Here is a 13,951-nt window from a genome sequence, read left to right as displayed (position 1 = left end):
AAGTGTCCTTACTTTGTTTCTCGTTCTCTTTTCCAAGCCCAGATAGGCGGTTGGATAAGAAGTTGTAATCGGTAGTTCCAATTTGGCGCATGCCATAACTGTTGGCACAGTTTAACGTAGCCGTGGAAATATACCTTAAATGGGTTCACAGAGTTGATTCTAGGGAACACGCCGTATCTGACTTCTTCCTCTTCTTTCGCGAAGGTACCGAACATCTTGTCCCAAATGATGAAGATGCCTGCATAGTTCTTATCAAGATATTGCTTGTTGGTCGCATGATGCACTCGGTGGTGTGAAGGCGTGTTAAACACCGCTTCAACAGGGCGGGGCAGTCGTTTAACGGTTTCAGTGTGCAGCAGTGTCTGAAACAGTTGAACAAAAGTTTCACACATCAGAACCACAAAGGGATTGAAACCAAGCAGAATCAACGGCAAGTGGAAGAAGAATGGGAAGAACCAATCTAATGGCCCAAACCTGTAAGCAACCGAGATATTAAAGTAAGGCGAGCTATGGTGAACAGAGTGCGTTCCCCATGCTAAACCGTTGCTGTGCAAGAATCGGTGCTCCCAGTAATACGCAAGATCGGCCAAGATCAAGCAACCAAGAATTGTCCAGCCGGATATTGGCAGTTGAGTTAGGCTGAAATTCTCGTAGGCGTAAACAAAAGCACCAACATAAGCTAACCCGACAAAGAAGACAGTAACCAATAAGAAGAATAAGGTGACTAAATTGGTCGCGCTGTCACCCAACATATTCCAGCTGAGCTTTTTCTTAAAGGCATAGCGGATAAGCTCAAAGATAAACAGAGCCAAAGCAAGCAGTAGAAAATTATCATCTACCCAAGTCTCGGTAAGGATGATGCTTGTTTCTGTGAATGTTTTAGAGAGAAAATTCCCAATGCTATCCATAGTGAAATCCATAATTTAATCCTTTACTGACCATTCTTATAGTAGACGTATAACTCGCTAGAATCTGGCAACCCATGCTGATTCAGTTGGTGGTGTTCTATGACCATGTCCACTTCTTTTAAAATCGCGATATCTTCCCAAGCTTGCGCTAATTCTAGTTCTGTATGTTCACCTTTACTTAGAAGAAGCGTACCTCCGGCTTTGCTCGGAATATTAATTAAGGGTTTGTTTTTATTTGACGTTGATTGCTTGGTCGGGAAACCAATGGTGATCGTTGCTTCGCTGAAATCAGAGCTGATCTCTTGATAGACGACGATGACTTTCTGTTGCTGTGCGATCTTCTCGTCATTTGCTTCTAGGTTTTGATAGAAATCGACCCACAGTTCAGGCACGTCCTCTAAAGAGATAGTCTTACTCAAACCTTGCAGGTAAGTTGTATTTGCAGTCGCCTGTTGTTTTACCTCTACGGACTTATCTATGGATGGCGTACTTGTTGACGACTTGCTTACTGATGACTGAGCTATTGGTTGCTCGGTTGAGGCATCCGCAATCGCGGGTTGAATATGTAATAGCCCCCAAACCGCGCCAGTAATACCGACGGTCGTGAGTATTGAAGCGAATAGTTTCATGCTCTTTCCTTGTGTGTCATTTCTCTAGTTAGGAACAGTAAAGGAGGAGAGGTAAACAAAAGGTAACCGTGGGGGATTGTTTTAGTCAGAGGGTATTGGTGATTCATTAAAAAAGGCTCCTCAAATGAGGAGCCTTTGTTTTATTTGTTGCATTGAAATTATCAATGCATCAGGAGCGCTCTAAATTAAAGAGCTTGGGGGATTAAGCCTCTGCAGTTGCCTTAGAGTCGCTCATCTTTTTAAGAGCTGCGTAACCAAAGCCAGTTACCGCTGTACCCGCTGCAATTGCCACTAGGTACATCAGAACTGGAGAGATAGCACCAGGAATTAGTAGTACGAATAGACCGCCGTGTGGAGCCATTAGCTGAGCACCAAACATCATTGATAGAGCGCCAGTTAGTGCGCCACCTGCCATACAAGCTGGGATAACACGCATTGGATCTTTCGCTGCGAATGGGATTGCACCTTCAGAGATGAAACATAGGCCAAGAACGAATGATGCTTTACCTGCTTCACGCTCGCCTGCTTCAAACTTGTCTTTCACTAGGAAAGTCGCAAGGCCCATACCTAGAGCTGGAACCATACCTGCTGCCATGATTGCTGCCATTGGCGCGTAAGTTTGCGAAGCCAATAGACCAACACCAAACGTGTAAGCTGCTTTGTTTACTGGGCCACCAAGGTCGAAACACATCATTGCGCCTAGAATCACACCCAAAAGAATCGCGTTAGACGTTCCCATGTTGTTTAGGAAAGTTGTCATTGCGCTCATCACGCCAGAAACAGGGCCACCCACGATGTAAACCATCACAAGACCAGTGAACAAACTCGCGATAAACGGAATGATCAGGATTGGCTTGAGGGCTTCCATGGATTGTGGAAGTTGAACCTTGTCGGCAATGAATTTCGCTGCGTAACCTGCAATGAAACCCGCTGCGATACCACCTAGGAAACCTGCGCCTGTTGAGCTAGCCAGCATACCGCCGATTAGACCAGGAGCCAGACCCGGACGGTCAGCAATTGAGAATGCAATGAAACCAGCAAGAACAGGAATCATCAGTGCGAATGCAGAGCCACCACCGATAGTCATCAGTGCTGCTGCCAGCGTGCCTTCTTCTTTAAACGCTTCGATACCGAATACGAAAGAGAGTGCGATGATCAAACCTCCTGCAACAACCACAGGAAGCATGTGAGATACACCTGTCATTAGGTGCTTGTACACGCCTTTCTTCTCGTCAGCAGGCGCTGAATTTGCAGAAGCGGTGTGTTGGTATGGTTTAGCTTCTGCGAACGCTTTTTCCATCTCTTGCTTTGTTTTCTTCAAAGCAGGACTTGTCGTTGTTTTGTATAACGCTTTGCCGTTAAAACGATCCAGTGGAACGTCGATGTCGGCTGCGATGATAACTAGATCAGCGTCTGCGATTTCTTGGTCTGTCAGTTGGTTTTTCGCACCTACAGAGCCGCGAGTTTCCACTTTGATTTGGTGACCTAGGCGTTTGCCTTCTGCTTCAAGCGCTTCAGCGGCCATAAAGGTGTGTGCAACACCCGTTGGGCAAGCGGTAATCGCTACGATTTTTTTGCTACCTGTAGCAGGTGACGTACCGGTCACTTCAACAGTGCTTTCAGCTTGAGAAGCGTCTAATACCGTTGCTTCTGCTACCGCTTTCTCTAGAAACGCTTTTGCATCTGCAGTGCATTCAGAGATAGCCGCTTGGTACACTTTCTTGCCGACAAAGCGCGCTTTATCAACGTTGGTGTTGGCTGCGATAACCACAACATCGCTGCTGTCGATAGCGTCTTGCGATACGGTTGAGTCAGGTAACACGCTTGATTGACATTCAATAGCGGCGTTCCAACCCAGTGCTTTTGTCGCTTGCTCTAACAAGCCTGCTGCGATGATGCTGTTTGCTACGCCACTAGGGCAAGCTGTGATAATGGTAATATTCATAATAAACCTTTTGTCCTATTTGCTTGTGTCTAACTGGCTAGTTGGAGCACTAAGCGACTGTAATTGGATATTTTGTAGTACTGAATCCAGCTCTTGTTGGCTGGTGATGCCCACGCCTACCTGTGAAACTGCTAGAGCAGATAGGGCGGTTGCGAATTTAATAAGTTCTGGTTTTGGCATCTGTTGCATGTGACCCCAACATAGGCCAGCAACCAATGTGTCACCTGCACCTACCGTGCTGACTACTTGCATGCGCGGTGGTTGAGCATGTAACCATTCACCTTGGTTTAGCCACATCACGCCTTCTGCGCCAAGTGACACCACGATGTTTTCAATGCCTTTTTCACTTAGGGCTTGGCCCGCGTGTTGGCATTGGTCACGAGTTGTCAGCTCTGCATTGAACAGCTGAGACAGCTCTTCATCGTTTGGCTTAATCAACCAAGGTTGTGCATTGATACCGGCTTTAAGTGCGTCACGGCTGCTATCAAATAGCACCTTCTTACCTAAATCGTGTAAGCGTTGCACCCAAGAAGCGCAAAGCTCTGGCGATACGCCTTGTGGCAAGCTGCCTGCAATGACGAAGTAATCGTGTGTTTCAGCAAGTTCTAATAGGGTTTCTTCGAACGCTTTAATCGCGTCAGCATCAACAGGAACACCTGGGAAGTTGATGTCGCTTACTTGGCTTGAGTTCTCAACCAGTTTTACGTTGATACGAGTTGCGCCATCAACACGGATAAAGCGGTCAGTTGCGCCCATTTGTTCGAACAGTTGGCAGAACGCTTCTTCGTTATTGCGACCAAGGAAACCTGTTACGGTCACTTTCGCACCAAGCTCTGAAAGTACTTTTGCTACGTTTACGCCTTTGCCCGCTGCATGCAGAGAGCCTTTGTTTACTAGGCTCACTGAACCCACATTAAGTGCGTCGATAGCGCCTGTCAGGTCTAGAGCAGGGTTAAGCGTTACAGTAACGGCTTTGATTTGTTTATCAGACATATCGACTCCTTAACCTTCGCCAAGGCCTGAAGCGATAGCTTTGCCAATCGATTCAAGTGCTTGTGCTGCGTCATCACCTTCAGCAACAAACTGAAGCTGGTGGCCGTGTTTAACGCCAAGAGCGATCACTTTCATCAAGCTCTTCGCGTTCACTTCTTTTCCGTCGCCATCTAGGTTTGAAACGCGGATTGTTGATTCAAACTTCTTGGCTTCAGCGACTAGCATTGCACCCGGACGAGCGTGTAGGCCGTGTGCGTTTTTGATTTTGAATACTGCGCAGTTGTCATCGTCTTGAGAAGCTGTAGAAACCGCTTCACCTTTTAGAAGGCCAATTACTTGCGCTGCGTCAGCGGTTAACAGTTGTTGCTGTTTACCTTCGAAAACCATCTTGCTTAGGTTTGCCAGAATCGATTGGTGCGCGCTGTTACAAGCGGCGAATGCGACCAATGCTTTAACTGGTGTGCCTTCGTATTCACAATGGTTCGCTGTTGAAACGAAAGATACGCCAGTGCGTGTTACGCCTTTATCGCTGCCCAACAACCATAGGCCTTGGCCTAAGTGAGTCGGTGTTTTCGTTACTAGGTCAGCAACGAATGCGTTGTCTGTGCAACCTGTGTTTTTAAGTAGGCCGCCCGCAACTGCAGACATTTGAATCATGTCGCTTGCAGGGAACAGTAGCTGAACTAAAGAAGCGTCTAGGTCGGCTTCTAGCTGAACTTCGCCGTTAAGTAGGGCGATGATTTCGTCTTCTGATTTCGCTTGCTTTAATTTCTCTTCAACACCGTCAGCCGCCAGAACTTTGGTCAGCTGCTTAAGAATACCTAAGTGCTCGTCTGATTTAGCTGCAATACCAATTGCCACGTAAACACGGTTGCCGTCTGCCCAATCAATACCTTCAGGGAAGTGGTGTACCGCAACGCCTGTCTCTTTCACTAGGCCACGAGTATCCGTCGTTCCATGAGGAATCGCGATGCCGTTACCTAGGAACGTAGAGTTCTGGTTTTCACGGTTCAGCATTCCTTCAACGTAACCAGAGTCAACTAAACCTTTAGCTGTCAGGTCGCCAGCAATGTTTTGGATTGCTTTGAATTTGTCTTCGGCAGTTTGGCCTAGAGTGATGTCAGATTTTGATAATTTAAGCATGGTGCCTCTTTAGCGTATCGCTTGAGAATTTGTGTATCGCTACGATTCAGTCTAGAGCAAGGTTTATGGAGCTTAACTCGTTGCTTAACTCTTTGTTTTATATTGGCTGAATCGGTTCAGCATTCAGTGTAAAAAAATTCAGCAAAGCCGATTTTGGTTTTCAAAATAGTTTTGCTGCGTGTCGTATTTCCAGTTTCGTTAACAACAAGAAGCTGAATCACGACAAATGACGCTCAATCCATTCAAAAGGATGATTGAAGTCACTTTTCAGATTTTGCTGAATCCTTTCAGCTTTTATACTGAATCGATTCAGCATATAATTCAACTAATCCAAGGATCAGAAGATTGGTTATATGATCCTACGCACAAAATACAGGTCACCCATATGACACTAGATGAGATTGCCAAACTAGCCGGTGTGTCGAAAACGACAGCCAGTTATGTGATCAATGGCAAGGCGCAGAAATACAGAATCAGTGAAAAGACACAGCAGAAAGTGATGGCAGTCGTGGAAGAGTATAACTACCGACCAGACCATGCTGCTTCGTCGTTGCGCGCTGGTAATAGCCGTTCATTTGGTTTGATTATTCCTGATCTGGAAAACAGCAGTTACGCGCGTTTAGCAAAATTGATAGAGCAGAACTCACGTAAAGTGGGCTATCAAATCCTGATTGGTTGTTCTGATGATGACGCCGAAACTGAACGTAAAGTTGCGGAAGCGCTTGTTAGCCGTCGTATTGATGCTTTGCTGGTGGCGAGCTCTATGCCAGACGCTAACGAGTTTTACTTGAAGCTGCAAAACTCTGGCACACCCGTAATCGCGATTGACCGTCCTTTAGATGATGAGCACTTTGCCTGTGTGATCAGTGAAGATTTCGAAGCTGCATTTGAACTGACGCATTCGATTCTTGATGACAGTATTCATAGTGTTGGTTTGATTGGTGCACTGCCTGATCTGAACATTTCACGTGAACGTCAGCTCGGTTTTGAAGCGGCAAATAAAGCACATACTCAACAAACAGGGCTAACAGAAAACAAGCCGATGGTAGTGGGTTATGGCGAGCACTTTGACAGAGAATCAGGGCGTGAGATTTTTGAGGGCTGGATTGCCAAAGGCACAGTGCCCGATGCGATTGTCACTATGTCTTACACCTTATTAGAAGGTGTACTGGATGTGATGGTCGAAAAACCAGAACTGATCAGCCAAGTAAAGCTGGCAACCTTTGGTGATAACCGTTTATTGGATTTCTTACCTTTTAAAGTCCACTCACTGCCACAGCAATTCGAAGTGATTGCAGACAACGCCTTTGCACTTGCTTTGAACGCGTCTGCTAAACGTTACCAAGCGGGTATTGAGTTAGTACCAAGAAGCTTAGTAAAGCGTGGCTAGCTCGAATTTTACGCTTAGCTAGAAGTCTCGCGTTTAGCTCGAATTTGGAATTAACTCGAGCTTAGATTTATAACCCGCACTTGGTTTTAACTCGAACCTGTAATTAACTCGAACTCAGTAATAAGCCCATTTCTACAATGGCAACAATGCCGAGCAACAAGGCCAACACTTTCCAAAACTGGATCGGGTTTCGGTTTATCAAAGGTTGCTTGGCTTTGCTTTTCACCAAGCTTTGGTTTGGTGTGTAAAGGTCTGCCACAAAATCTCCCAACACTTGATGACGTTCGCTTGGCGACTCCGCGCAGGCTTTTTGTAACACCAAATCGACCCAACTGGGTAAGTCCGCTCGTTTCTGAGTGATGGGTAGGTAGTCCCATTGATGGTGGCGAGATTGTTTAAGCGATTGTGCGGTCATTTCAAAGTAGGGCAATTCACCGGTTAGCATCTCATAACCGATCACGGCGATAGAGAACAGATCCGAACTGGTGGTCGCGCTGTTGTGCTTGATGGTCTCGGGTGCAATGTAATTGACCGCGCCTAATGGAGTGTCGTCTTTGTCGGTGAGCTCTCCCTCTTCAAGGCCTCTCACCAATACCGCACCAAGGTCGATGATTTTTACCTCACCATCACGTTGAATCATGATGTTTTCCGGCTTTAAGTCTCGGTGCACCATGTCTGCACGTTGTAATACTCGAATGCCTTGTGTGACTTTTTCTAGTATGTCGCGCACTTCATTGAGTGACGGTTTTGGATTGTCGTACATCCATTGTCTTAGGGTGATGCCTTCTACCCATTCGCAGATTTGGTATAAGAATTGCGAGTTCTCTGGCGTAGGGTAAACCTTCATGACTCTCTTGTTTTTTAACAGGATCCCCGCCCATTGTTCATTAAAGAAAGCTCTGAGTTGCGAAGGGCTATCGTGATATTGAACGGAAGGGACTTTCAACACGAACTCGGTTTGTGTCTCTTTCTGCATCACACGATACACATGGCTTCTAGAGCCTGCATACAACACCTCAATCACCATGAAGTTGTCGATACTTTGCCCGAGTTTTAAAGCGGGTGGGATGGCACGTTTAGCCAGCTTCTCATGGAATTCAATCAGCGAAGGTTTAGGCAGGTGGCTGACTTGCACAATCAAGCAGCTCACGTTGTCTGAGCTATTGTGGCTCAAAGCGGTGTTACAGATGCTTTGCGCTGCGTATTCGAAATCCGCTCCGGGTTTGTCGATGTGTTCCTTGAAGGTGTTGGGAGAGACAAACTCGTGCACTCCATCAGATGTCAGGATAAAGCAGTCGTTTTTCTTGATAGGTAGGGTTTGATAGTCAACGTTGAGTTGGTTATCCATGCCTAAGGCGCGTGTTAGATAATGCTTCTGCCCCATATTTTTACGGGTGTGGTCGCGGGTCAGTTGGCGTAATTCTCCATCTCTGAGTAAGTAAATGCGACTGTCGCCCACGTGGAATATATGTGCGGTGTTCGATTTTAATATCACGCTGCTGAACGTCGAAACGAGGGCATTGTGGTTCACTTGTTGTGCGGGATGAATATTAGAAACAGACGTGTTGAAGAGCCAAGAATTGAGGGACGTTAAGACCTTTTGCGCCGAACGTTGGATGCTCCAGCTTTGGGGAGTTGCGTAATAGTCGTCGATAAACTGCATCACGCTGGTGTGACTGGCTTTCTGGCCGTGTTCACTGCAACTCGCGCCGTCTGCTACGCAGGCAACACTGCCTTTCAACTCTTGCTCTGCGCGAGTTTTAGGGTGTTTTACAATGATGGCATCTTGGTTTTCGTCACGTACGCCTTGATTCGAATAACCACCAAACTTAAGCGTTAACTGGTTGTTGGATTCTGGTGTGATGACTTGCCCTTGGCTGAATGAAATTGTCATAACTGGTCTTCTTCTTAACTGCTCTTCTTCCCGCTTCCTTGACAGAACATCCTAGGAAGAACAAAAGCCCTAGTGAACTTAGAGCCTTTGAACGAAGCACCTAGCATTGATGTATCCGCTAAGGTGCTTCTCCCGATTAAATAATATCAATGCTTCATAGTACTGATACTAATTTGAAACATTAATCAGCGTGACACTGCCATCGTCGTTTACTTCGGCGATTTGACCGTTAGGCTCTTCCATGAACAGTAGAGTCACAAAGCCAAGTACCGCTGTTGCAGCAATCACTAAGAAGAAGGTTTGGTAGCTCACGAATGACAACACAGTTAGGTAAACTACCGCACCCACGTTACCGTAAGCGCCCGTCATACCTGCAATTTGACCTGTCATACGACGCTTGATTAGAGGAACCGTTGCGAATACCGCACCTTCACCCGCTTGCACGAAGAAAGAACACGCCATCGCCGCGACAACCGCTAGCCATACAGGCCATGTGCTGTCGACTTGACCCATTGCGAAGTAACCCACAGCAAGACCAATCGTTAGAATAAGCAGTGTTGGTTTACGACCGAATTTATCTGAAATCCAACCACCACCTGGACGAGACATTAGGTTCATAAAGGCATAAGCCGATGCAACCATACCTGCAAGAACCGGTGTTAATTCAAAGGTTTCAGAGAAGAACAGTGGCAACATAGAAACCACAGCCAGTTCAGAACCAAATGTCGCGAAGTACAATACGTTAAGTACCGCAACTTGCTTGAATTTGTACTGGTGAATCTCTGGTACTTCTTCTTTAAATACGTTCTTGTTTACTTTCCAAACTTGCGACACTTCGTACACGTAAAGTGCTGCTAAACCTGCATACACAGAGTAAACCGCCATGTCAGACAACATGTTGATGTTGCTTGGTGATAGCTTCCAAGTCAGTAGCGCTAAAGCGGCATACATAGGGATCTTCATAATAAGTAGGAAGAAAAAGTCACCCTTTGATGTCACTTCCATTGCTGTTACTTGAGCAGGCTTGAAGTAAGTTGAACCTTTTGGTGTATCTGACACGTTTTTGTAGAAGATAAACGAGAACGCTAAGCTCATTACGCCAGTAATACCGACCGCATAACGCCAGCCGTCTTCCCCACCAAACGCTAGAGCGAGAGTTGGAAGTGTGAACGCTGCTGCTGCTGAACCGAAGTTACCCCAACCGCCGTAAATACCTTCAGCCGTACCCAGTTCGTTGTGTGGGAACCATTCAGACACAAGACGAATACCGACAACGAAACCTGCACCAATGAAGCCCAGTAGGAAACGAGCGATTGCCGCTTGAATGAAAGAGTCTGCCATAGCAAACATGAAACAAGGGATCGAACAGACCGCGAGTAGCGAAGAGTAGACCAACCTTGGGCCGTATCTATCGGTTAGCATGCCTATTGCGACACGTGCTGGAATGGTCAATGCAACGTTGAGGATCAGGAGAGTTTTGATTTCTTCAGTAGAAAGACCAAGCGTGGTTTTTACCATTTGCAGTAGTGGGGCAAAGTTGAACCACACAACAAAGGTAATGAAAAAGGCCATCCAACTTAGGTGTAAGACCTTCATCTTACCCGTAAATGAAAGCAGCGAAAATTTAGTGTTATCCATGGTTTAAATCCTTTAAATCTGGAAAATTACCCGGTTTGTGCATCTGCGTTACTTCCGAACTTCGAACGCTTTTAATGTGCATAAACCCTGTGCCGAAATTGCGCACGCCAATAAGCGTTTGCATGATGGTGTCGGCGTTTTAGTTAACTGGCGATAGCAAGCGGTGCGAGAACTTGAACTTGTTCTCCTTGCTTTCGAACTTCAAATTTCACGAGCTTGAGCTCAGGCTGTTCAAGACATTCGCCAGTTTCTAAGTGGTAATGCTGCTTGTATAAGGGTGAGGCCACGTAAGGTTCTCCGCTTAATGAACCAATTATACCACGTGACATCACATTCGCCTTGCCGATAGGGTCGTAATTAGAGAGCCCATAAAGCGTGTCGCTGCGCTTGCAGTAAAAAATAGCCACTTGGTTATCGTCTACTTTGGCGCAAATTCCCCCGTTTGGGGTTAGGTCGCGGGTGCTGCATACGGTTGTCCAATTTTCCATGACTTTCTCCTAGTCAAAACATAAAACTAATAATCAATTTAATTAGGGTGATAGCCGACAGCAGTTTTCTTGGGCTGCGCCACTGTCGGCTATCGATATTGGGTTTAGTTGTTACTGATTCACAGACCGTCAATTCGTCTTACGAAACTTCCGTGACTTCGATTTGGTCAGCCTTGGTTAGCATTTCATCGCGTTGTGAATCTGAAGAAGAGCTCAAGCTCGGCTTAGGAAAACGCTGCTCTCGCTCTTTGATGAAAGAGAGGCTAGTGTCCATTTCTTCACTGTTGATGTAGTGCTGGAAGCGCTTCATCTTCTCAGGATTTTCAATGGTGGTTTTCCATTCACACTGGTACTTCTCGATGTTGAGTGCGATGTCCGCTTCGAGTTCTTCAGCAACGTTGAGCTTGTCTTCAATCACGACTTGCTTGAGGTATTCAATGCCGCCTTCGAGGTTCTCCATCCATACCGATGTACGCTGTAGGCGGTCTGCGGTACGTGTGTAGAACATCAAAACGCGGTCGATGTATTTAAGGAGTGTGGTTTCGTCTAAATCAGTGGCGAATAGGTCGGCATGGCGAGGGCGCATACCGCCGTTACCACAGATGTATAAGTTCCAACCTTTGTCGGTGGCGATAACACCAATGTCTTTCGATTGCGCTTCGGCACATTCACGAGTACAGCCTGAAACCGCAAATTTGATCTTGTGTGGTGAACGCAGGCCTTTGTAGCGGTTCTCAAGACGAATCGCTAAGCCAACACTGTCATCGACACCGTATCGACACCAAGTGCTACCGACACACGATTTCACGGTACGAACCGATTTACCGTAGGCGTGGCCCGTTTCAAAACCTGCATCAATCAGCTTTTTCCAGATGATTGGCAGTTCGTTAAGCTGTGCGCCAAACAAGTCGACACGCTGACCGCCCGTGATTTTGGTGTAGAGGTCGAACTCTTTAGCAACTTCGCCAAGCACGATTAATTTATCTGGAGTGATTTCACCGCCAGCAATACGCGGAACCACCGAGTAAGTGCCGTCTTTTTGCATGTTGCCAAGGTAGATGTCGTTGGTGTCTTGCAGCTCGATATGTTGATCTTCAAGGATGTAATCGTTCCAGTACGAAGCCAGAATCGAACCGACTGCCGGTTTACACACGGTACAACCCAATCCGTTGCCGTGAGAATCTAACAGCTCGTCGAAGGTCTTGATTTTGTTGACGCGAATGATGTCGGTAAGCTCTTGACGAGAATAAGAAAAGTGCTCACAGATATCGTTAGAGACTTCCACACCCAAGTTACTCAGCTCACTATCCAGAACCTGTTTCGCAAGAGCAGAACAACCGCCACAACCTGTTGAAGCGTTGGTGGTTTCTTTCAAAGCCGCCATCGTGGTGCAGCCAGCTGAAACGGCCTCTTTAATATCGCCTTTGGTCACATCAAAACATGAACAGATCACAGCGCTATCAGGTAGAGCTTCAACACCCATTGCCGAACCTGAATCATCTGCGACATTAGGTAGAATCAGTACTGATGGATTTTCAGGAAGGGGCATATCATTTTGCTTGATTTGCAGTAGCGAACCGTAGGCTTCTGCATCCCCGACCAATACGGCACCGACAATCTTTGTGCCGTCAGCCGAGATGATCAAGCGTTTATAAACTTGTTCAATTTCATCGTTATAAGTATACGATTGAGCACCTTCCGTCTTGCCGTGTACTTCGCCAATACTGGCCACATCGACGCCAAGCAGTTTGAGCTTGGTGCTCATGTCTGCGCCAGTGAATGCAGCGTCGTCAGTACCATTAGAGACAATATGCGAAGCCGCAATCTTTGCCATCGAATAACCCGGCGCGACTAAGCCGAAGATCTTGTTGTCCCAAAGCGCGCATTCACCAATCGCATAGACGTTGTCGATATTAGTTTGGCAGTGATTGTTGATCACAATACCGCCACGCTCGCCAATCTCGACATCAGAGCTTCTTGCCAGCTCATCTTGAGGGCGAATACCGGCAGAGAATACGATCATATCGGTTTCTAAATGGGTGCCATCGGCGAAGTTCATGCGGTAGCGAGCGTTTTCACCGTCGACTATTTCAGAGGTCGCTTTCTCGGTATGAACCTGCACACCAAGGTCTTCAATCTTTCTGCGCAGTAGGGCACCGCCGCCGTCATCTAACTGAACGGCCATCAGGCGTGGAGCAAATTCAACCACATGGGTTTCCAAACCAAGGTTTTTGACTGCGTTTGCGGCTTCTAAGCCAAGCAGACCACCACCAATCACCACGCCAGATTTGCTGCCTTTGCTTGAAAGCTCGATGGCGTCTAAGTCTTCGATGGTGCGATAAACGTGACAGTGTTCTTGGTCGTTACCGGGAATAGGGGGGACAAAAGGGAAAGAGCCCGTCGCCAAGATTAGCTTGTCGTAACTTTCAACATGACCACTTTCTGTGATGACTTGTTGATTGGCGGTGTCTAGCTTGGCAACCTTCTGGTTCAACAAGTAGTTCACGCCGTTGCTTTGGTAATACTCTTCACTGGTCAATGACAGGTCATCAGCGCTTTTACCATTAAAGTAAGCCGTTAGCTGAACACGGTCGTATGCTAGCCTTGGCTCTTCACTGAAAGTAATCACATCAAATTCATCACTGTCTGATTGCAGGATGTTGTCGATAAATTTGTGTCCAACCATGCCGTTACCAACAACGACGATTTTCTTCTTGCTCATAATCCATTCCTTATTCTCGGCGTCACCATTACTAGCATCTAATTTCTAGTCGTTAGCAGATGAATACCGGGTTGAGATTCCACTCAATTCATAATCATCAAGAAAAACAAAAATGTTTTTTCTAAGTCTTGGTTTTTAGTGGAGCAAGGAGGATGCCAGATTACGGTTCGTTCTTTTAAATAAAAATTAACTTATAATTTT

The 13,951-nt window shown here is 46.4% G+C and carries 10 protein-coding genes; 1 reads left to right on the top strand and 9 read right to left on the bottom strand.

Annotation, left to right across the window (positions count from 1 at the left end):
• Window positions 1-8 precede the first annotated feature (8 nt).
• From MSG34_RS15610 to fruB, 5 genes are all read right to left on the bottom strand, one after another.
• Window positions 9-920 carry a sterol desaturase family protein gene (locus MSG34_RS15610; protein ID WP_248338383.1) on the bottom strand — a complete coding sequence of 304 codons (912 nt, stop codon included), beginning with the start codon at window positions 918-920 and terminating at the stop codon, window positions 9-11.
• Between the two features lie 11 nt (window positions 921-931).
• Window positions 932-1,537: a hypothetical protein gene (locus MSG34_RS15605; protein ID WP_248338381.1), complete on the bottom strand. Its 606-nt coding sequence runs from the start codon at window positions 1,535-1,537 to the stop codon at window positions 932-934.
• A 202-nt stretch (window positions 1,538-1,739) separates the two neighbouring features.
• Window positions 1,740-3,482: a PTS fructose transporter subunit IIBC gene (gene fruA / locus MSG34_RS15600; RefSeq protein ID WP_248338379.1), complete on the bottom strand. Its 1,743-nt coding sequence runs from the start codon at window positions 3,480-3,482 to the stop codon at window positions 1,740-1,742.
• 15 nt (window positions 3,483-3,497) lie between these two features.
• Entirely contained in the window at window positions 3,498-4,475 is a 978-nt protein-coding gene (pfkB, locus tag MSG34_RS15595) for a 1-phosphofructokinase (RefSeq protein WP_050654006.1), read from the bottom strand.
• Window positions 4,476-4,484: 9 nt separating this feature from the next.
• Window positions 4,485-5,618, bottom strand: a complete 1,134-nt coding sequence (gene fruB, locus MSG34_RS15590) for a fused PTS fructose transporter subunit IIA/HPr protein (RefSeq protein WP_050646611.1) — start codon at window positions 5,616-5,618, stop codon at window positions 4,485-4,487.
• Window positions 5,619-6,003: 385 nt separating this feature from the next.
• Between fruB and cra the strand changes: the two genes are divergently transcribed.
• Window positions 6,004-7,008 (top strand): catabolite repressor/activator, encoded by a 1,005-nt coding sequence (gene cra, locus MSG34_RS15585; protein ID WP_248338377.1) that lies wholly within the window; start codon window positions 6,004-6,006, stop codon window positions 7,006-7,008.
• Between the two features lie 103 nt (window positions 7,009-7,111).
• Here cra and MSG34_RS15580 read toward each other — a convergent pair whose 3' ends face one another.
• The 4 genes from MSG34_RS15580 to nirB all read right to left on the bottom strand — a co-directional run bounded on the left by MSG34_RS15580 (window position 7,112) and on the right by nirB (window position 13,750).
• Window positions 7,112-8,902: a bifunctional protein-serine/threonine kinase/phosphatase gene (locus MSG34_RS15580; RefSeq protein ID WP_248338375.1), complete on the bottom strand. Its 1,791-nt coding sequence runs from the start codon at window positions 8,900-8,902 to the stop codon at window positions 7,112-7,114.
• 168 nt (window positions 8,903-9,070) lie between these two features.
• Window positions 9,071-10,540 carry a NarK family nitrate/nitrite MFS transporter gene (locus MSG34_RS15575; protein WP_048660355.1) on the bottom strand — a complete coding sequence of 490 codons (1,470 nt, stop codon included), beginning with the start codon at window positions 10,538-10,540 and terminating at the stop codon, window positions 9,071-9,073.
• 143 nt (window positions 10,541-10,683) lie between these two features.
• Entirely contained in the window at window positions 10,684-11,028 is a 345-nt protein-coding gene (nirD, locus tag MSG34_RS15570; protein WP_055319440.1) for a nitrite reductase small subunit NirD, read from the bottom strand.
• A gap of 139 nt (window positions 11,029-11,167) precedes the next feature.
• Window positions 11,168-13,750, bottom strand: a complete 2,583-nt coding sequence (nirB, locus tag MSG34_RS15565) for a nitrite reductase large subunit NirB (protein ID WP_248338373.1) — start codon at window positions 13,748-13,750, stop codon at window positions 11,168-11,170.
• Window positions 13,751-13,951 lie beyond the last annotated feature (201 nt).

The sequence above is a fragment of the Vibrio sp. 1CM2L genome (assembly GCF_023161695.1).
Classification (GTDB): domain Bacteria; phylum Pseudomonadota; class Gammaproteobacteria; order Enterobacterales; family Vibrionaceae; genus Vibrio; species Vibrio coralliirubri.
The sequence above is the reverse complement of the archived record's forward strand: the minus strand, read 5'-3'. Positions and strand labels throughout refer to the sequence as shown.

Excerpts from the sequence above, each read along its gene's own strand:
- MSG34_RS15610 (WP_248338383.1), bottom strand. The coding sequence starts at position 920 with ATGGATTTCACTATGGATAGCATTGGGAATTTTCTCTCTAAAACATTC.
- MSG34_RS15605 (WP_248338381.1), bottom strand. The coding sequence starts at position 1,537 with ATGAAACTATTCGCTTCAATACTCACGACCGTCGGTATTACTGGCGCG.
- fruA (WP_248338379.1), bottom strand. The coding sequence starts at position 3,482 with ATGAATATTACCATTATCACAGCTTGCCCTAGTGGCGTAGCAAACAGC.
- pfkB (WP_050654006.1), bottom strand. The coding sequence starts at position 4,475 with ATGTCTGATAAACAAATCAAAGCCGTTACTGTAACGCTTAACCCTGCT.
- fruB (WP_050646611.1), bottom strand. The coding sequence starts at position 5,618 with ATGCTTAAATTATCAAAATCTGACATCACTCTAGGCCAAACTGCCGAA.
- cra (WP_248338377.1), top strand. The coding sequence starts at position 6,004 with ATGACACTAGATGAGATTGCCAAACTAGCCGGTGTGTCGAAAACGACA.
- MSG34_RS15580 (WP_248338375.1), bottom strand. The coding sequence starts at position 8,902 with ATGACAATTTCATTCAGCCAAGGGCAAGTCATCACACCAGAATCCAAC.
- MSG34_RS15575 (WP_048660355.1), bottom strand. The coding sequence starts at position 10,540 with ATGGATAACACTAAATTTTCGCTGCTTTCATTTACGGGTAAGATGAAG.
- nirD (WP_055319440.1), bottom strand. The coding sequence starts at position 11,028 with ATGGAAAATTGGACAACCGTATGCAGCACCCGCGACCTAACCCCAAAC.
- nirB (WP_248338373.1), bottom strand. The coding sequence starts at position 13,750 with ATGAGCAAGAAGAAAATCGTCGTTGTTGGTAACGGCATGGTTGGACAC.